The sequence below is a fragment of the Arthrobacter sp. NicSoilB11 genome (genome assembly GCF_019977375.1).
In the GTDB taxonomy this organism is placed as follows: domain Bacteria; phylum Actinomycetota; class Actinomycetes; order Actinomycetales; family Micrococcaceae; genus Arthrobacter.
Genome location: NZ_AP024657.1, coordinates 4179848 through 4198906 on the forward strand (window position 1 = coordinate 4179848; position 19059 = coordinate 4198906).

The 19059-nt window shown below is 62.0% G+C and carries 12 protein-coding genes and 4 rRNA genes; 4 read left to right on the forward strand and 12 right to left on the reverse strand.

What is annotated here, in order from left to right; all coding sequences use genetic code 11:
* Window positions 1–255: 255 nt before the first annotated feature.
* The 9 genes from LDO14_RS19445 to rpmB all read right to left on the reverse strand — a co-directional run bounded on the left by LDO14_RS19445 (window position 256) and on the right by rpmB (window position 13425).
* Window positions 256–1778: ribosomal RNA gene (locus LDO14_RS19445) — 16S ribosomal RNA — on the reverse strand.
* 598 nt (window positions 1779–2376) lie between these two features.
* On the reverse strand, window positions 2377–5409 hold the full coding sequence (locus LDO14_RS19450) for a glycoside hydrolase family 2 TIM barrel-domain containing protein (RefSeq protein ID WP_223993003.1): 3033 nt from the start codon (window positions 5407–5409) through the stop codon (window positions 2377–2379).
* A 92-nt stretch (window positions 5410–5501) separates the two neighbouring features.
* On the reverse strand, window positions 5502–6509 hold the full coding sequence (locus LDO14_RS19455; protein WP_223993008.1) for a LacI family DNA-binding transcriptional regulator: 1008 nt from the start codon (window positions 6507–6509) through the stop codon (window positions 5502–5504).
* A gap of 104 nt (window positions 6510–6613) precedes the next feature.
* Window positions 6614–6730: ribosomal RNA gene (gene rrf / locus LDO14_RS19460) — 5S ribosomal RNA — on the reverse strand.
* A 172-nt stretch (window positions 6731–6902) separates the two neighbouring features.
* Window positions 6903–10032, reverse strand: a 23S ribosomal RNA gene (locus LDO14_RS19465).
* Window positions 10033–10548: 516 nt separating this feature from the next.
* Window positions 10549–12071 (reverse strand): 16S ribosomal RNA (locus tag LDO14_RS19470).
* Together the 16S, 23S and 5S rRNA genes form the textbook arrangement of a ribosomal RNA operon.
* 642 nt (window positions 12072–12713) lie before the next feature.
* On the reverse strand, window positions 12714–13019 hold the full coding sequence (gene rpsN, locus LDO14_RS19475) for a 30S ribosomal protein S14 (protein WP_009358853.1): 306 nt from the start codon (window positions 13017–13019) through the stop codon (window positions 12714–12716).
* A gap of 2 nt (window positions 13020–13021) precedes the next feature.
* On the reverse strand, window positions 13022–13189 hold the full coding sequence (gene rpmG, locus LDO14_RS19480; RefSeq protein WP_013602737.1) for a 50S ribosomal protein L33: 168 nt from the start codon (window positions 13187–13189) through the stop codon (window positions 13022–13024).
* Complete coding sequence (gene rpmB, locus LDO14_RS19485; RefSeq protein WP_013602738.1) at window positions 13189–13425, reverse strand: 50S ribosomal protein L28; 237 nt, start codon at window positions 13423–13425, stop codon at window positions 13189–13191. The genes rpmG and rpmB overlap by 1 nt, the downstream gene beginning before the upstream one ends.
* A 318-nt stretch (window positions 13426–13743) precedes the next feature.
* Between rpmB and LDO14_RS19490 the strand changes: the two genes are divergently transcribed.
* Genes LDO14_RS19490 through LDO14_RS19500 form a run of 3 tightly spaced genes read left to right on the forward strand, consistent with a single transcriptional unit; the run spans window position 13744 to window position 16491 of the window.
* Complete coding sequence (locus tag LDO14_RS19490; protein WP_223993010.1) at window positions 13744–15216, forward strand: ferredoxin reductase family protein; 1473 nt, start codon at window positions 13744–13746, stop codon at window positions 15214–15216.
* Window positions 15213–15686 carry an FMN-binding protein gene (locus LDO14_RS19495; RefSeq protein WP_144601532.1) on the forward strand — a complete coding sequence of 158 codons (474 nt, stop codon included), beginning with the start codon at window positions 15213–15215 and terminating at the stop codon, window positions 15684–15686. Before LDO14_RS19490 ends, LDO14_RS19495 begins: the two co-directional genes overlap by 4 nt.
* Before the next feature lie 55 nt (window positions 15687–15741).
* On the forward strand, window positions 15742–16491 hold the full coding sequence (locus LDO14_RS19500; protein ID WP_223995319.1) for an FAD:protein FMN transferase: 750 nt from the start codon (window positions 15742–15744) through the stop codon (window positions 16489–16491).
* 30 nt (window positions 16492–16521) lie between these two features.
* On the opposite strand, the gene LDO14_RS19505 is transcribed toward LDO14_RS19500, so the two are convergent.
* Together LDO14_RS19505 and LDO14_RS19510 are read right to left on the reverse strand one after the other, a co-directional pair.
* On the reverse strand, window positions 16522–17283 hold the full coding sequence (locus tag LDO14_RS19505) for an SGNH/GDSL hydrolase family protein (RefSeq protein ID WP_223993012.1): 762 nt from the start codon (window positions 17281–17283) through the stop codon (window positions 16522–16524).
* Window positions 17284–17326: 43 nt separating this feature from the next.
* The gene (locus tag LDO14_RS19510) at window positions 17327–17824 is read right to left on the reverse strand and encodes a MarR family transcriptional regulator (protein WP_026266173.1); all 498 of its coding nucleotides are present in this window, start codon (window positions 17822–17824) and stop codon (window positions 17327–17329) included.
* 60 nt (window positions 17825–17884) lie between these two features.
* Between LDO14_RS19510 and LDO14_RS19515 the strand changes: the two genes are divergently transcribed.
* Complete coding sequence (locus tag LDO14_RS19515; protein ID WP_018771909.1) at window positions 17885–18190, forward strand: YciI family protein; 306 nt, start codon at window positions 17885–17887, stop codon at window positions 18188–18190.
* 14 nt (window positions 18191–18204) lie between these two features.
* Here LDO14_RS19515 and LDO14_RS19520 read toward each other — a convergent pair whose 3' ends face one another.
* Entirely contained in the window at window positions 18205–19050 is an 846-nt protein-coding gene (locus tag LDO14_RS19520) for an SGNH/GDSL hydrolase family protein (RefSeq protein ID WP_026266174.1), read from the reverse strand.
* Window positions 19051–19059 lie beyond the last annotated feature (9 nt).

Consider the following 19059-nt stretch of genomic DNA (forward strand, 5'->3'; position numbering starts at 1 on the left):
GCCTCAGGACCCAACAGTGTGCCAAACACTACCCAGCAACCCAAACCCGCCGCGTTCCAGAACACCCGCCCTCCCCCGAAGAGAAGAACAAAACATTCGTACTAACCAAACCGGTCCGTGCCACCAGGCACCTATTTGTTGATATTCCACCCATGAGCACCCGCCACGGAACAATCGTCCATGCTGCGGGCTTGCTTCCTGACAACCCCCCACACCGGCATTCACCAGCACAGAAGAGTTGGAGGTGCTCCTTAGAAAGGAGGTGATCCAGCCGCACCTTCCGGTACGGCTACCTTGTTACGACTTAGTCCCAATCGCCAGTCCCACCTTCGACAGCTCCCTCCCACAAGGGGTTAGGCCACCGGCTTCGGGTGTTACCAACTTTCGTGACTTGACGGGCGGTGTGTACAAGGCCCGGGAACGTATTCACCGCAGCGTTGCTGATCTGCGATTACTAGCGACTCCGACTTCATGGGGTCGAGTTGCAGACCCCAATCCGAACTGAGACCGGCTTTTTGGGATTAGCTCCACCTCACAGTATCGCAACCCTTTGTACCGGCCATTGTAGCATGCGTGAAGCCCAAGACATAAGGGGCATGATGATTTGACGTCGTCCCCACCTTCCTCCGAGTTGACCCCGGCAGTCTCCTATGAGTCCCCACCATCACGTGCTGGCAACATAGAACGAGGGTTGCGCTCGTTGCGGGACTTAACCCAACATCTCACGACACGAGCTGACGACAACCATGCACCACCTGTAAACCAGCCCCAAAGGGGAAACCACATTTCTGCAGCGGTCCGGTTCATGTCAAGCCTTGGTAAGGTTCTTCGCGTTGCATCGAATTAATCCGCATGCTCCGCCGCTTGTGCGGGCCCCCGTCAATTCCTTTGAGTTTTAGCCTTGCGGCCGTACTCCCCAGGCGGGGCACTTAATGCGTTAGCTACGGCGCGGAAAACGTGGAATGTCCCCCACACCTAGTGCCCAACGTTTACGGCATGGACTACCAGGGTATCTAATCCTGTTCGCTCCCCATGCTTTCGCTCCTCAGCGTCAGTTAATGCCCAGAGACCTGCCTTCGCCATCGGTGTTCCTCCTGATATCTGCGCATTTCACCGCTACACCAGGAATTCCAGTCTCCCCTACATCACTCTAGTCTGCCCGTACCCACCGCAGATCCGGAGTTGAGCCCCGGACTTTCACGGCAGACGCGACAAACCGCCTACGAGCTCTTTACGCCCAATAATTCCGGATAACGCTTGCGCCCTACGTATTACCGCGGCTGCTGGCACGTAGTTAGCCGGCGCTTCTTCTGCAGGTACCGTCACTTACGCTTCTTCCCTACTGAAAGAGGTTTACAACCCGAAGGCCGTCATCCCTCACGCGGCGTCGCTGCATCAGGCTTTCGCCCATTGTGCAATATTCCCCACTGCTGCCTCCCGTAGGAGTCTGGGCCGTGTCTCAGTCCCAGTGTGGCCGGTCACCCTCTCAGGCCGGCTACCCGTCGTCGCCTTGGTAGGCCATTACCCCACCAACAAGCTGATAGGCCGCGAGTCCATCCAAAACCACAAAAGCTTTCCACCAACCACCATGCGATGGAAGGTCATATCCGGTATTAGACCCAGTTTCCCAGGCTTATCCCAGAGTCAAGGGCAGGTTACTCACGTGTTACTCACCCGTTCGCCACTAATCCACCAGCAAGCTGGCATCATCGTTCGACTTGCATGTGTTAAGCACGCCGCCAGCGTTCATCCTGAGCCAGGATCAAACTCTCCGTTGAAGTAAAACAAAAACAGACACAACCACAACCACCGGAAATAACGGCAGAAACAGCTGCACAAAATTTGAAACCAGCTAAAAACACCATGCACACCACGGGGTGGCGGCACAGCACAATCAACCAATTACATACATAATCGGTATCAACAAACTTGGCACACTATTGAGTTCTCAAACAACAGACACACCCGGCACCACCCAAACCAACGTCCAGGCTCGCTCCGGAGCAACTTTCCAAACTTACCCGGTTCCAACAAGCTTCGCAAATCAGCGTTACCGCGATCCACTCCACTCGAAAACCAGCCCCACCCGCGTCCGGCACGCCAAGAGGCGAACCATTTCCAGGCCGTTCAGTAAGGGGTTTGGCCGCTATCTTTCCGCTTCAGCGGCGGCGACTCAGAAAACAATACCCGCCCCCACACCCAACCGCAAATCGACCCCCGGGGGCCTCTTGTGCTGCCGGAAAACCCCGGAATTCCGCGGTTTCCGGCAGCGTGGGCAAGAGATTTCCGCTTCTGAAGCTCGTTTGCTGCTTCTATGGAGTGGCTCACATCCGAAGAGGAGCCGAGGGAGTAGCCGAAGGGGGAGCCGGGACTTCCCTACCCCAGTACCTTGAGGACCACTTCGAAGTCGGCCTGCCTCGGCTTCAGCCGGTACGGCTCCAGAACGCCGGGGCCGCAGGCGGCGGTGCCAACGCCACGCATGAGATGGTCCACGTAGATGTAGCTCCGCCCGTCCGGCACCAGATCCGGCCTGTGGTTTGCGGCATCCAGAGCCTGCATGCTGTACGGCCGGACTGTGAGGGCAAAGGGCTCGCCGGAAAGGTGCAGCTCCCTTCCGCCGGTGTGCAGGACAGCGGACCGCACGCCGGACCGGGCTCCCGACTCCTGGGGACGGACGTACTCAACGTCCAGCGCGGCAAGGGGCAGCTCGAACCATCCCGTCCGCGCACCCTGGCCGGTGTCCGGGTAGCCCTGGTGCGGGCCCTGGCCGAACCACCGCACCCCGGTGGTCCGGGAACCCAGCGCCAGCTCCAGCCCGATCCGCGCCCATTCCACCTCGAAGCCGGCGTTGACCCAGTTCCCCACGGGCCTGACCTGCGTCCGCAGTCCCAGGGAGTCGGAGCTGGCGGTCCACAGGTAATCCACCAGCACACCGAACTGCTTGTCCGCGGCACCCATGCGCGTGCTGACGCGCAGGTACTCTCCGCCGTCAGGAGAAGATTCCGCCCGGATGCCCAGCAGGCGGGTGTGGAGCCGGTGGAGTCCTGCGTCCTTCCACTGCGTCGCAAGGGGCCGTTCGTCCGGGCTTCCCCACTCGCGGCCGAGGTCGTTGTCGGTCGGGGGCCACCACAGGACCAGGCCGAACTTTTCCACGGGAAGTCCACCAATGGATGTGGGCATGCCGGTTGCCCGGTTGAACACCGCGGTACCCAGCTGCAGTTCGTCCTGGCCGGCCTCCACCAGGTCCCGGGCCTGCACCCCCGTGCCTGGTGAGGCAAGGCGGACAGCCTGCCCCCAAGCAACCTCGTGGCCTGCGGCAGCCCACCCAGTATCGTTGGCCAGCACAGCGCTGACGGTGAGCACCGCACCCGCGTCCTGCGCCAACCCCGCCACACACGCGGCAACCTCCGCCGGCAGCTCAACAACAGCCGTGGACTGCGCCGCAAGCGGCGCAACGGCCACCGTTCCCTCCAGCCGTGTCCCGCCGTCGTCCTCCACCTTGTACTCAAAGCGGTAGGCGGAGGTGTCCGCAAAGTCCTGCCGGTTTCGCAGCGTGAAGCTGCCCCATGAGGAGGAAACGTCAATGCCCAGAGGCTCGATGACCTTCTTGAAATCCAACAGCCCGGGACGGGGTTTGCGGTTGGCATCCACCAGCCCGTCCGTGACGAAGTTGCCGTCGTGGACTTCCTCGCCAAAGTCCCCGCCGTAAGCGAAGTGTTCGCCGCCGCCCGGGGAGGGAACAAGGATCCCGTGCTCCAGCCACTCCCAGACAAAACCGCCCATTAGCCGCGGATACGTGTCGAACAGGTCCTGGTACTCGGTCATGCCGCCCGGCCCGTTTCCCATGGCGTGCACATATTCGCACAGCACGAACGGCATGGCTCGGCGCCGAGCGTCCAGTTCGGCGTCCTCAAGCGCCGGCTCGATGCCCTGCCCGATGAGCGCCGTCTCGGCCTGGCTGGCATACATCCGGGAGTAGACGTCCACGTACGGTGAGGACCAGTCGCCCTCGTAGTGGATGGGACGGGACGGGTCACGGTCCTTGGCCCAGCGGGACATCGCCGCAAGGTTCCGGCCGGTGCCTGCCTCGTTGCCCAGCGACCACATGATCACGGAAGGGTGGTTCTTGTCGCGCTCAAGGGTTCGCTGCATCCGGTCCAGCAGGGCCTCCTCCCACTGCGGATCGTCGCTGGGGTTCTGTGCCCAGCCGGCGCTGTGGAAGCCGTGCGTTTCCAGGTCGCATTCCAGGACTACGTAGAAACCCAGCTGGTCTGCCAGCGCCAGGAACTCCGGGTGCGGCGGGTAGTGCGAGGTCCGGATGGCATTGATGTTGTGCTGCTTCATCAGCCGCAGCTCCGCCTCCACCACGTCCCGCGGGACCACACGGCCCAGCCGGGGGTGGTGCTCGTGGCGGTTCACTCCCCGGAGCAGGATCCGGCGGCCGTTCACCTTGAACTCCGCGTCCTCGATGACGATGCTGCGGAAACCCGCCTGCAGGGCAACGGTCTCGCCCGGGGTGCTGACCGCTGCGCCATAGAGGCGGGGAACTTCGGCGGACCAGGGCTGCACGCCGGGGACACGCTGCTCCGCCCCTGCTGGAAGTTCCAGGCCAAGTTCCGGAATGCGTACGACGGCGTCAATCGCCCGCCCGGCCCGGCTCACCTCGACGCGGAGCGTGCCCTCGCCCGTGCCCGGGTCATAGCCGGCGTGGACGAAGACGTCGTCGATGCCGTCCACCGGCCGCGCCTGCAGGGTGACGTCCCGGAAGATCCCCGGGAGCCACCACATGTCCTGGTCCTCCACATAGCTGGCGGCGGAGAACTGGGCCACCCGCACGGCCAGCGTGTTGGCTCCCTCGACCAGGATGCCGGACACGTCGAATTCGTGGGCCAGGCGGCTTCCGCGGGTGGTCCCGAGCTCCACTCCGTTCAGCCACACGGTTCCGGCCGAGTCGATGCCGTCGAACCGGAGCAGGGCGTGCGGGGCGAACTCCGGGCCGGCCTCAAAGGTCACCAGGTGATCGCCGATGGGGTTGGCGTCCGGTGGGCAGGGAGGTTCCACCGGGAAGGGAAACTGCACGTTGGTGTAGGCCGGAGAGCCGTGCCCGTGCATGTTCCAGCTGGAGGGGACGGGCAGCGGGGTGAAGCCGGAGAGGTCATTGCCGTGCTGCCAGTCGTCGTGTGGGGCCGTCCGGATTCCCGGGCTCAGCCGGAACTGCCATTCTCCGTTGAGTAGGAGCCGGGGTGCGTCGGACTCCAGGTAGGCCCGCGCCGGGAGGCTTCCCCGGCCGGGTCCCAGCGAGGCTAATTCTGCGACGTCTGCGGCAGCCGGATCGAGTCTGCGGTAGGAGGGTTTGGTCGCCGGAGCGGAGCCGTGGCCGGCAGTTGCGGCAGGGGTGTGGGCTGGCATGGAGGTCCTTGAGGGGAGTTTCGAGGGGCCTACGTGAACGTTCACGCAGTTACATGTTAAGCCTATCCGCTCGATCATGATTTGAGTAGGGGTCAGGCTGATTGCCGGAGGATCAGCTGGTGCTGCAGGGTCAGGTGGGCGCCTGGGGTGCGGTCCTGGATGGCACCTGTGAGTAAACCATCCAGGAGTCCGACGGCGGCGCGGCCCACGGCGCGCAGGTCCAGTGCGAGGGTGGTCAGCTCAGGTGTGAGCAGTTCCCCCAGCGGTATTCCGTCCATGCCGATGACGGCACACTCATTGGGGACGGAGGTGCCTGACTCCCGCAGTGCCTTCAAGGCGCCGGCTGCCATCAGGTCGTTGAAGGCGAGGATGCCATCGGGGCTCCCGCCTCCGGCCAGATGGAGGGCCACCGCCGACCGTGCCGCGGCCGCCGATGGCTGTGCCTGGAGGCGGGCGAGCTGGATGCCTGCCTCCGCTGCCACCGCGGCTGCGGCCGCGCTCCGGCTGCCGGCGGGGCCGCCCTGGTCCGAGTCCAGGAAGAGGATGCTCCTGCACCCGTGGGATGCGAGATGGCGGAGGGCGAGCCTGGCAGCGTGACGGTAGTCAAAGGAGATGCTGCCGGCGGTGCCGGCGTCCGGGGAGTCAAGGGCGACGACGGGACGGCGGCCCATCAGCGCCTGCGCCTCGTCCTGGTGGGGTGCAAGGTATCCGATCAGTGCATCCACCTGGGGCGCAAGCCGCGCGGCGGCGTCAACGGCGCTGCCGGTCCCGTGGCCGTAGTCGTCCACCACCACGTTCCAACCGCGCTCCGTGGCGGCCTCCACCACGCTTGAGGCAAAGGCCGGGAAATAGGGGTTGGTCAGGTCCGGGATGGCGAGGCCAACAGAGATCCGCGCGCCCTGCACAAGGCCCTTGGCGAAGCGGCTGGGGCTGTAGCCCATTTCTGCTGCGAGCTTTTGGACCCGGGCGCGGGTTTCCGCGCTGATGCCTGCCATGTCATTCATGGCCCGGGTGACGGTTTGGCGCGATACGCCTGCAGCGGCTGCCACATCCAGGATGGTTGCACGCCGGTCCCTGGGACTGGGCGTTCGGGGGGTCATAAACGGTAAGTCTAGGCGGTGGTGAAGGCCCGTTTTGATACCGGTGATTGGTGGGTTAAATGTGGGAGGCCCCAACCGGGTGGTTGGGGCCTCGACCAATGTGTGTCCGGCGGTGACCTACTCTCCCACACCCTCCCGGGTGCAGTACCATCGGCGCTGTGGGTCTTAGCTTCCGGGTTCGGAATGGGACCGGGCGTTTCCCCCACGCTATGACCGCCGTAACCCTTGTACCCGCCCGCCCGGTGTTTTTTCGGGGGTGGGAAGTTTGGTGGTTACAACATTGTGGTGTTGTTATTCAGTTGTGGTGGTTCCGTGCCGTGACAACCCCGCGTGTTGGGGGGTTGTTGGTTGGGAACCACATAGTGGACGCAAGCAGAGTTTGTATGTATCTGTGTGGTGTAAGTTGTTGGCCTATTAGTACCGGTCAGCTTCACGAGTCGTTAGTCCTCGCTTCCACATCCGGCCTATCAACCCAGTGGTCTGGCTGGGGGCCTCTCACACCCGAGGGTGTATGGAAATCTCATCTCGAAGCGAGCTTCCCGCTTAGATGCTTTCAGCGGTTATCCCATCCGAACGTAGCTAATCAGCGGTGCACTTGGCAGTACAACTGACACACCAGAGGTTCGTCCGTCCCGGTCCTCTCGTACTAAGGACAGCCCTTCTCAAATTTCCTGCGCGCGCAGCGGATAGGGACCGAACTGTCTCACGACGTTCTAAACCCAGCTCGCGTACCGCTTTAATGGGCGAACAGCCCAACCCTTGGGACCTACTCCAGCCCCAGGATGCGACGAGCCGACATCGAGGTGCCAAACCATGCCGTCGATATGGACTCTTGGGCAAGATCAGCCTGTTATCCCCGAGGTACCTTTTATCCGTTGAGCGACGGCCATTCCACAATGTACCGCCGGATCACTAGTCCCGACTTTCGTCCCTGCTCGAGATGTCTCTCTCACAGTCAAGCTCCCTTGTGCACTTACACTCGACACCTGATTGCCAACCAGGCTGAGGGAACCTTTGGGCGCCTCCGTTACTTTTTAGGAGGCAACCGCCCCAGTTAAACTACCCATCAGGCACTGTCCCTGACCCGGATTACGGGCCGAAGTTAGATGTCCAAAGTGACCAGAGTGGTATTTCAACGATGACTCCACCCGAACTGGCGTCCGGGCTTCAACGTCTCCCACCTATCCTACACAAGCCACTCCGAACACCAATACCAAACTATAGTAAAGGTCTCGGGGTCTTTCCGTCCTGCTGCGCGTAACGAGCATCTTTACTCGTACTGCAATTTCGCCGAGTTTATGGTTGAGACAGCGGGGAAGTCGTTACTCCATTCGTGCAGGTCGGAACTTACCCGACAAGGAATTTCGCTACCTTAGGATGGTTATAGTTACCACCGCCGTTTACTGGGGCTTAAATTCTCAGCTTCGCCTTGCGGCTAACCGGTCCTCTTAACCTTCCAGCACCGGGCAGGAGTCAGTCCGTATACATCGTCTTGCGACTTCGCACGGACCTGTGTTTTTAGTAAACAGTCGCTTCCCCCTGGTCTCTGCGGCCCCGATCCCCTCCACACCGCAAAGGGTGTATCAAGGTTGGGGCCCCCCTTCTCCCGAAGTTACGGGGGCATTTTGCCGAGTTCCTTAACCATAATTCTCTCGATCGCCTTGGTATTCTCTACCTGATCACCTGTGTCGGTTTGGGGTACGGGCGGCTAAAACCTCGCGTCGATGCTTTTCTCGGCAGCATAGGATCACCAAATCCCCCCAAACGGGGGTCCCATCAGATCTCAGGCACCATGAGTGGCGGATTTGCCTACCACTCGCCCTACATCCTTAGACCGGGACAACCATCGCCCGGCTCGGCTACCTTCCTGCGTCACACCTGTTAATACGCTTGCCTCCCGGGATCAGGTCCTGCGCTCCACCAAAACCCTCACACCACAAGGGCGCTCGGGCAGGCTTCGGGCAGTTAGTATCCCCCGCTCAGCATGGGCGGTTTTTCGCCGGTACGGGAATATCAACCCGTTGTCCATCGACTACGCCTGTCGGCCTCGCCTTAGGTCCCGACTTACCCAGGGCAGATTAGCTTGACCCTGGAACCCTTGATCATTCGGCGGACGGGTTTCTCACCCGTCTTTCGCTACTCATGCCTGCATTCTCACTCGTGTAGGCTCCACCGCTGGTTTACACCGCGACTTCACCGCCCACACGACGCTCCCCTACCCATCCACACGCCTGAACCACAAGGGCTTAGCTAAAATGTGAATGCCACAACTTCGGCGGTGTACTTGAGCCCCGCTACATTGTCGGCGCGGAATCACTTGACCAGTGAGCTATTACGCACTCTTTTAAGGGTGGCTGCTTCTAAGCCAACCTCCTGGTTGTCTGGGCAACTCCACATCCTTTCCCACTTAGCACACGCTTAGGGGCCTTAGTTGGTGGTCTGGGCTGTTTCCCTCTCGACTATGAAGCTTATCCCCCACAGTCTCACTGCTGCGCTCTCACTTACCGGCATTCGGAGTTTGGCTGACGTCAGTAACCTTGTAGGGCCCATTAGCCATCCAGTAGCTCTACCTCCAGCAAGAAACACGCAACGCTGCACCTAAATGCATTTCGGGGAGAACCAGCTATCACGAAGTTTGATTGGCCTTTCACCCCTACCCACAGCTCATCCCCTCCATTTTCAACTGAAGTGGGTTCGGTCCTCCACGACGTCTTACCGTCGCTTCAACCTGGCCATGGGTAGATCACTTCGCTTCGGGTCTAGATCACGCCACTCACACGCCCTATTCAGACTCGCTTTCGCTACGGCTGCCCCACACGGGTTAACCTCGCGACGTAACACTAACTCGCAGGCTCATTCTTCAAAAGGCACGCCGTCACCAGAATCAGACTGGCTCCGACGGATTGTAAGCACACGGTTTCAGGTACTGTTTCACTCCCCTCCCGGGGTACTTTTCACCTTTCCCTCACGGTACTGGTCCGCTATCGGTCATTAGGGAGTATTTAGGCTTATCAGGTGGTCCTGACAGATTCGCACGGGATTTCTCGGGCCCCGTACTACTTGGGATACTCTCACAGGCGGTACAAACACATTACGGTTACGGGACTAACACCCTCTCTGGCCGGCCTTTCAAAACCGTTCACCTATGCGCGCACATCACACCCCACCAGCCCGGCAGAACTGGTATGGAAAGTCCCACAACCCCGACCATGCAACGCCCGCCGGCTATCACACATGGAACGGTTTAGCCTGATCCGCGTTCGCTCGCCACTACTAACGGAATCACTATTGTTTTCTCTTCCTGCGGGTACTGAGATGTTTCACTTCCCCGCGTTCCCCCCACGCACCCTATGTGTTCAGGTACGGGTCACCGAGTCACTCGCGCGCTCGGCGGGGTTTCCCCATTCGGACACCCTGGGATCACAGTCCGGTTATCGACTCCCCCAGGCTTATCGCAGATTCCTACGTCCTTCTTCGGCTCCTAATGCCAAGGCATCCACCGTGTGCTCTTAAAAACTTGACCACAAAGATCAAAAACATTTCTCGAGAGAACCACAGAAACCAACCACACCCCAACACCCCAAAGGGCATCAACAGCGCAGCCAGATCCAGGTTCATTAATCTTGGAAATTGCTTCTTATACAAGATGCTCGCGTCCACTATGTAGTTCTCAAACAACAACCCCACACCACACACCCCACACACCCAAACAGGCGCACAGAACGTCACGGCAGGGAAACCAGAAACAAACAAACCCGACAAGGAACCACCACGACCAAAGCCGCAGCAACCCCTCCCCGGCCCTGTTGCCTCAGGACCCAACAGTGTGCCAAACACAAAACCACGCATCCCTGCGCCCACCGTTCCAGAACCATCACTGGCTCGTACTAGACAAGACAAAAAAACACGCAGCCGCTATTTGTTGATATTCCACCCATGAGCACCCGCCACGGAACAATCGTCCATGCTGCGGGCTTGCTTCCTGACAACCCCCCACACCGGCATTCACCAGCACAGAAGAGTTGGAGGTGCTCCTTAGAAAGGAGGTGATCCAGCCGCACCTTCCGGTACGGCTACCTTGTTACGACTTAGTCCCAATCGCCAGTCCCACCTTCGACAGCTCCCTCCCACAAGGGGTTAGGCCACCGGCTTCGGGTGTTACCAACTTTCGTGACTTGACGGGCGGTGTGTACAAGGCCCGGGAACGTATTCACCGCAGCGTTGCTGATCTGCGATTACTAGCGACTCCGACTTCATGGGGTCGAGTTGCAGACCCCAATCCGAACTGAGACCGGCTTTTTGGGATTAGCTCCACCTCACAGTATCGCAACCCTTTGTACCGGCCATTGTAGCATGCGTGAAGCCCAAGACATAAGGGGCATGATGATTTGACGTCGTCCCCACCTTCCTCCGAGTTGACCCCGGCAGTCTCCTATGAGTCCCCACCATCACGTGCTGGCAACATAGAACGAGGGTTGCGCTCGTTGCGGGACTTAACCCAACATCTCACGACACGAGCTGACGACAACCATGCACCACCTGTAAACCAGCCCCAAAGGGGAAACCACATTTCTGCAGCGGTCCGGTTCATGTCAAGCCTTGGTAAGGTTCTTCGCGTTGCATCGAATTAATCCGCATGCTCCGCCGCTTGTGCGGGCCCCCGTCAATTCCTTTGAGTTTTAGCCTTGCGGCCGTACTCCCCAGGCGGGGCACTTAATGCGTTAGCTACGGCGCGGAAAACGTGGAATGTCCCCCACACCTAGTGCCCAACGTTTACGGCATGGACTACCAGGGTATCTAATCCTGTTCGCTCCCCATGCTTTCGCTCCTCAGCGTCAGTTAATGCCCAGAGACCTGCCTTCGCCATCGGTGTTCCTCCTGATATCTGCGCATTTCACCGCTACACCAGGAATTCCAGTCTCCCCTACATCACTCTAGTCTGCCCGTACCCACCGCAGATCCGGAGTTGAGCCCCGGACTTTCACGGCAGACGCGACAAACCGCCTACGAGCTCTTTACGCCCAATAATTCCGGATAACGCTTGCGCCCTACGTATTACCGCGGCTGCTGGCACGTAGTTAGCCGGCGCTTCTTCTGCAGGTACCGTCACTTACGCTTCTTCCCTACTGAAAGAGGTTTACAACCCGAAGGCCGTCATCCCTCACGCGGCGTCGCTGCATCAGGCTTTCGCCCATTGTGCAATATTCCCCACTGCTGCCTCCCGTAGGAGTCTGGGCCGTGTCTCAGTCCCAGTGTGGCCGGTCACCCTCTCAGGCCGGCTACCCGTCGTCGCCTTGGTAGGCCATTACCCCACCAACAAGCTGATAGGCCGCGAGTCCATCCAAAACCACAAAAGCTTTCCACCAACCACCATGCGATGGAAGGTCATATCCGGTATTAGACCCAGTTTCCCAGGCTTATCCCAGAGTCAAGGGCAGGTTACTCACGTGTTACTCACCCGTTCGCCACTAATCCACCAGCAAGCTGGCATCATCGTTCGACTTGCATGTGTTAAGCACGCCGCCAGCGTTCATCCTGAGCCAGGATCAAACTCTCCGTTGAAGTAAAACAAAAACAGACACAACCACAACCACCGGAAATAACGGCAGAAACAGCTGCACAAAATTTGAAACCAGCTAAAAACACCATGCACACCACGGGGTGGCGGCACAGCACAATCAACCAATTACATACATAATCGGTATCAACAAACTTGGCACACTATTGAGTTCTCAAACAACAGACACACCCGGCACCACCCAAACCAACGTCCAGGCTCGCTCCGGAGCAACTTTCCAAACTTACCCGATCAACCACCCCGACGCAAATCCATTTCTCAGGATTCCCATCAGACCAGAAGACGGTCCCCCACCAATTTCCGGCGCCCTAAGGAGCGACCAGAATTTGGTCTTGAATTTGGGGGTTTGGCCACCCGCGGTTACCAGCTCTTGGCTGTCTCCCCCGCGGCGACTTAGAAAACAATACACGCACTCGTAGCCCACCGCAAACCGCTCATCCAATGGCTGCAATTCCCCGGGATTCCGGGGCAGGAACGGCCATGCGGGGCACCCGCCGGCCTCCCGCCGTCGTAATTCCGCTGTGTGCGCTGCCGCACATCCGGCAGCCATCACGGCAGACAGCAAAAGGGCCGGCAACCCTAAGGTTGCCGGCCCTTCTCAAGCAGCTGGATTCAGCGGTGCTGGATTACCAGGAAGACTTGGTGATGCCCGGGAGTTCGCCCTTGTGGGCCATGTCGCGGAAGCGGACACGGGAGATGCCGAACTTCTGGAAGGTACCGCGGGGGCGGCCGTCGATGATGTCGCGGTTACGCAGACGGATCGGGGACGCGTTGCGGGGCAGCTTCTGCAGGCCCAGGCGGGCTGCTTCGCGTGCTTCGTCGGTTGCGTTCTCGTCAACCAGGGTCTTCTTCAGCTCGAGGCGCTTTGCAGCGTAACGCTCAACGATGACCTTGCGCTGCTCGTTGCGAGCAATCTTGGACTTCTTAGCCATGTTTAGCGCTCCTCTCGGAATTCGACGTGCTGGCGGATCTTGGGGTCGTACTTCTTCAGGACCATGCGGTCCGGATCGTTACGACGGTTCTTGCGGGTTACGTAGGTGTAACCCGTACCCGCGGTCGACTTGAGCTTGATGATCGGACGTACGTCCTTGTCCTTAGCCACTAGAGCTTCACCCCACGAGCCAGGATCTGGGCGACGACTACGTCGATGCCGCGTACGTCGATGGTCTTGATGCCACGTGCCGAGACCTGCAGCGTGACGTTACGGCGCAGGGACGGAACCCAGTAGCGCTTCTTCTGGATGTTCGGATCGAACCGACGCTTGTTGCGGCGGTGCGAGTGCGAAATGCTGTGCCCAAAGCCCGGCTCGGCCCCGGTCACTTGGCAGTGTGCTGCCATGACTTCTCCTCAAGAATTGAAAGTAATGATCCGCATATCTGCTGCTGGACCATGCTGCTAAGGGCGACCCAAAAATGCAGAAGGGCAACGGTTAGTCACGCAACTTGAGCCCCTAACTACCGGCCACCCTGGAGAAAATTACCGGGCAACCGGAGCAATTGCGCACGCTCCGCGCACTTAGCGCCTACCAAGTCTACGAGTTGGCGCAATTAAAGACCAATCGGGGGTCATCGGGTGTATAAGGGCCGTCGAAAGGTCACAGCGACAGGTTGGTCCTTTTCACAGCAGGCACATAGCTTCGCCAAGCACCTTGGATACATGAACGCGCAGCTCCTGCCGGCATCTCCGGCCGCAAGCAGCTCCGGCCGCCCGGAGCCTTCATCACCTTCAGCGAAGAGGCCCGCCCGTGGCTGGTTTGCCCGACAGTACCGGCAGCGCATGCTGCGGACGGACCTCCTGACGCTCATTGCCTGGGCCTCCGTTGCCGCCGCAATTGCCCTCTGGCTTGCCGACGGCGGGGCCACCGCGATCACGTCGCCGGCGTCCCTGTTCACGGCGGCGGGCATCGTGGCCGGGCTGGCGGGCATGGACCTGGTCCTGCTCATGCTGCTGCTGGCCGCGAGGATTCCCTTCATTGACCGCACCATCGGCCACGACCGCGCGCTGGAGTTCCACGGGAAGCTGGGAAAGCCTTCGCTGTACCTGCTTCTGGCACACGGCCTCCTGGTCGCGGCTGGGTACGGCATGGCCGAAGGACTGGATCCGTTCACCGAGTCCGTCAACCTTTGGGTGCAGGTGCCGGACATGTGGCTGGCGTTTGTTTCCATGGCGCTGTTCATCGCGGTCGTCGTCACGTCCCTGGTGGCTGTACGGCGTCGTTTCCCGTACGAGTTCTGGTACGTGGTGCACCTCCTGACCTACGCCGCGGTGGCAACGTCGCTGCCCCACCAGTTCAGCGTGGGAGGCCTCTTTGCGGCAGGCACATGGCAGCGCTGGTACTGGCTGGCCATTTGCATCTACACCGGCGCTGCCCTGGTGTATTTCCGGGTACTGGAACCGGTACTGGCCACGGCGCGGCACCAACTGTCGGTGGCCCGCGTGGAGGCCGTGGCGCCGGGCGTGGTGAACATCGTCATGAATGGCCGGAAACTGGACCAGCTGGCGGGCACGGGCGGACGGTTCTTCATCTGGCGCTTCCTGGCTCCGGGACTGTGGTGGCATCCCCACCCGTTCAGCCTGTCCGCCGAACCCGTCTTCCAGGGCCCGGACGGCCAGGGGACGCTGCGGGTCACCGTACGGAACCTTGGCAGCGGCTCCGCCCAGCTCCTGCGGCTGCGGAAGGGGACCAAGGTGGCGCTGGAGGGTCCCTACGGACTGCTCAGCACAGCTGCCAGGACCAGGAACAAGGTGGTGATGATCGGTGCCGGCATCGGCATCACACCCCTGCGCGCACTGCTGGAAACCACGCCGTTTGCTCCCGGCGAGGCGACAGTCCTGCTCCGCGGCCACACCGACCAGGAGCTGTACCTGGGCAGCGAAATCCTCGACCTCTGCCAAGCCAGGGGGGTCCGGCTCTTCCACCTCACCGGGCCGAGGGCCCACGGCCACTCCACCTGGCTTCCCGGGGACGCCGTGCGGAACGGCTACAGCCTCACCTCCTACGTGCCTGACATCGCGGATGCGGACGTCTACGTCTGCGGCCCGGCGGCGTGGGCGGCCGACGTCATAGCGGATGCCGGGAAAGCCGGCGTCTCCGGGGAACAGATCCATTACGAAAGGTTTGACTGGTGAAAATACGCGGAACAGTCGCAGCGGCCCTGGCCTCCGCCGGGATCCTCCTGGCGGGATGGCAAACAGGCACCCAGGCAGGCGGCATCAGCACCGTCGCATCAAGCACGACGGCGTCAGGCACCACGGGCTCGAAGGGTACGGGCTCGACGGGTACGGGTACGTCCGGCTCCTCGGGCTCTTCGGGCACCTCGGCTTCCGGCACCTATAAGGGAACCGCCGTGCAGACCCGGTTCGGTCCCGTGCAGGTCCAGATCACGGTGGCCAACGGGAAGATCACGGATATCACCGCCCTCCAGCTCACCAACACCGATGGCAAATCCATCCAGATCAGCAACCGCGCGGCACCCCTGCTCCGGAGCAAGGTCCTCGCGGCGCAGTCGGCGGATGTCCAGACCGTCAGCGGCGCCACCATTACCAGCGACGCGTACCTGACCTCAGTCCAGGCGGCCATCGATGCAGCCCACCTCTAGCCCCCTGGACGCCGCAACCCCCGCCGCCATGCTGAAGGCCCGCACCTTTGAATGCATGGGCACGGTCATCGGGCTGACGCTGCCCGTCAGCTCCCCTGCGGAAGGGCAGCCTGGGCTCGATGAGCTGGCTGCCGCCACCGCCGTCGTCGAACGCCTTTTCCGCGACCTGGACGAACAATTCAGCCTGTACCGCCCGGATTCGGAAGCGGCCAGGCTGGCCCGCGGCGAGCTGATGCTGCGGGGCGCCTCAGCCCAGATGCGAGAGCGGTACGCCGAGGCGCACGAATGGCGGCTGCGCACGGAGGGCGCCTTCACCCCGGAACGGCCTGACGGCGTCCTGGACCTGTCCGGGATCATCAAGGGTCATGCCATCCGCGAGGCGGCCACGTCGCTCCAGGCCCTGGGCCGGCACGATTGGTGCCTGAATGCCGGGGGCGACGTGTTGGTCAGCGGCTCACCACGCCCCGGCAGCGCCGAGCCCTGGAAAGCCGGCATCGTGGATCCGGCGGACCGCCAAACCCTGATTACCGGCTACGCACTGGGCGCGGGCAGCCGGCACAGTGCGATCGCCACCTCCGGCTCCGCTGAACGCGGTGAGCACATTTGGCGGGTGGGACGCGGCGCCGGGTTTGTCCAGGTCACCGTGGCCGCCGCGGACATTGTCACCGCCGACGTGCTGGCCACGGCGATCGTCGCCGGCGGAACACAGATGCTGAACCGCGCCACGGACACCTGGGATGTTGCCGTGCTGGCGATCCGAGCTGACGGCTCCACGCTGGCGACTCCGGCCTTCCATCCCGCCTGAACCGCCCGCGCCCCACCGCCGCTACAACCGCTACAGCCGGGTGAGCTGGGCGTACTTGGGCTGCAGGTTGTCGCCGGACGACTTGCCGGTGACGCGCCGGACCACCCACGGCGCGGCGTACTCGCGGAACCACCGGGCGTTGGCGCGGAGGGCGTCGGCGCCGCTCAACTCCGGAACAGGGGTCATCGGCGGGACGTCGATGGAATGGTCGTACTTGAGGACCTCGAGGACGCGCTTGGCCATGTTGGCGTGGCCGGCGGCGGACATGTGCATCCGGTCGTGGGCCCACATGCCCCAGTCGTAGTACTCGCTGAAGCGCCAGTAATCCACCAGCAGGGCGCCGTGGTCCCCTGCGATTCCGCGGACCAGTTCGTTGTAGATGGCGGTGCGGCCGCGCATGGTGCCGAACACCTTTGAACCCCGGGCATCGAAACCCGTGAACATCACCACAGTGGCGCCGGTGGCCGCCAGCTTCCCGACGGCGTCGTTGTACTCCACCAGGAGGTCATCGATGTCCACGCGCGGGCGGAGGATGTCATTGGCCCCGGCGTAGATGCTCACCAGCGTGGGTTTAAGTTCGACGGCGGCGTCCACCTGCTCGGCCACGATCTGCCGAAGCTTCCTGCCGCGGATGGCCAGGTTGGCGTAGCCGAAATCCGGATCAGCGGCGCAGAGCTGCTCCGCCACCCGGTCCGCCCAGCCGCGGACCCCGTTGGGGCGGCTGGGGTCGTCGTCACCGACGCCTTCGGTAAAAGAGTCGCCAAGGGCCACGAACCGGGAAGTGAAATCCATGCGGTTAGTTTGCCATCCGTTGCCGGAAGCAACCAATCGCCGGTTATGTCGCTTGGTCAGGCTGGGTTTCGCGCAGGATCCAGTGGTCCTTGTCCAGGCGTCCCACCACTTTCTCGCCGATCCGCGCCAGGTCCAGCACATCCTGCCCGGTCAGGGCATCGAGGAACAGGTCGCGGACGTCCTCAACATGGCCCGGGGCCAGCCCAACGATGGTGGCCATGCCTTCCTCCGTGAGGTGCGCGGTGGTCACCCTTGCGTCATGGGGGTGGGGACGCCGCTCCACCCAGCCGCGCTTCTGCAGCTTGGTCACCACATGCGAAAGCCGGGACAGTGAAGCGCTGCTGCGGGCGGCGAGCTCACTCATGGGCAGGAACCGGTCGTCTGCCTCGGACAGCATGGCAAGGACCGTGTAGTCGAAGAGCGACAGCTTCCCGGCCGCATGCAGCCTGGTGTCGAGGGCCGCCGGCAGCAGCGTATTGATGCTCACCAGCGCCAGCCAGGCGCGGCGTTCGTCAGCGTTGAGCCAGCGGGGTTCGGTCATGGCCCCCATTCTACGATTGATCTTTCAAGTAGCTGGAAGCGGCACCGGTAGGCTTGCCCCATGTATGTTGTCTCCCTCACCTACCGCGTGCCGCAGGAGATCGTCGACTTCCACAACGACGCCCACATCGCCTGGCTGCAAAAGGCGTTCGACGACGGTGTCTTCATTGCCGCCGGCCGCAAGATTCCCCGCACTGGAGGGCTGCTGCTCTCGCAGGCGGAACGGGAAACCCTTGACGCGAGCCTTGCGCAGGACCCGTTCTACATCAACGGCGTGGCCGACTTCGAGGTGCTGGAGTTCCACGCCGGCCGGGTTGCCCCGGGGTTCGAAAACCTGTTGGACACCCCGCCCGCGCAAACCACCTGAGGTGACGCAGGCCGCTAGGGTGGGCTGCCGCCGTCGTACCCTTCTGCGGCGAGCTTCTTCAGGCCACCTTTCCGCGGCACCTTCACAGGCTTGGGCCAGCGCGGGCTGAGCCTGTCCCCCAGCGTCACCCCGCGGAGCTTGCGGCCAAAGAGCGGCAGGACCCAGTCATGGACCCAGCGCCGCTGGCGCCGTTCCCATTCGCGCAGGCCCAACCTTGGTGGTGGCTCCCAGTCCCGGGGTTTGATCTTGTGCGGCACGCCCAGCTGGTCCAGCACCTGCCCGGCCAGGTATTTGTGGCCGGCCTTGGACATGTGGAGCCGGTCAGAGTCCCACATCCTGGCGTCGTGGAAGGCATCCAGGCACCAGTAGTCCACCAGCACGGCCCCGTACTTTTCCGCGATGTCCCGCACCCGCTGGTTGTAGTAGGCGTTGCGTTTCTTCAACGGCTCCAGGAGCGCGGAAACCTTGACGTCGAACCCCGTGAAGAGGACCACTGTGGCCCCCGTGCCGGCGAGCTGGGCAACAAGCTGTTCATAGTCCGCCATGAGCGCGGGCATATCGGTCTTCAGGTCCAGGATGTCGTTACCGCCGGCGTACAGGGTCACCAGTGTTGGCCGCATCCGCAGTGCCGGCTCCAGCTGCTCGTCGATGATGTGCCGCAGCCGCTTGCTCCTGATGGCCAGGTTGGCGTACTTCCACCCCGGCTGCGCCTTGGCGAGCTTCTCGGCAACCCTGTCGGCCCACCCCCGCACTCCGTTGGGCAGCCGCTCATCCCGGTCCCCCACGCCTTCGGTGAAGGAGTCGCCAAGGGCCACAAACACCCGCCGCCCGGAGTCAGGAAGCAAGGATCCAGTCACCACCGCCCCAAC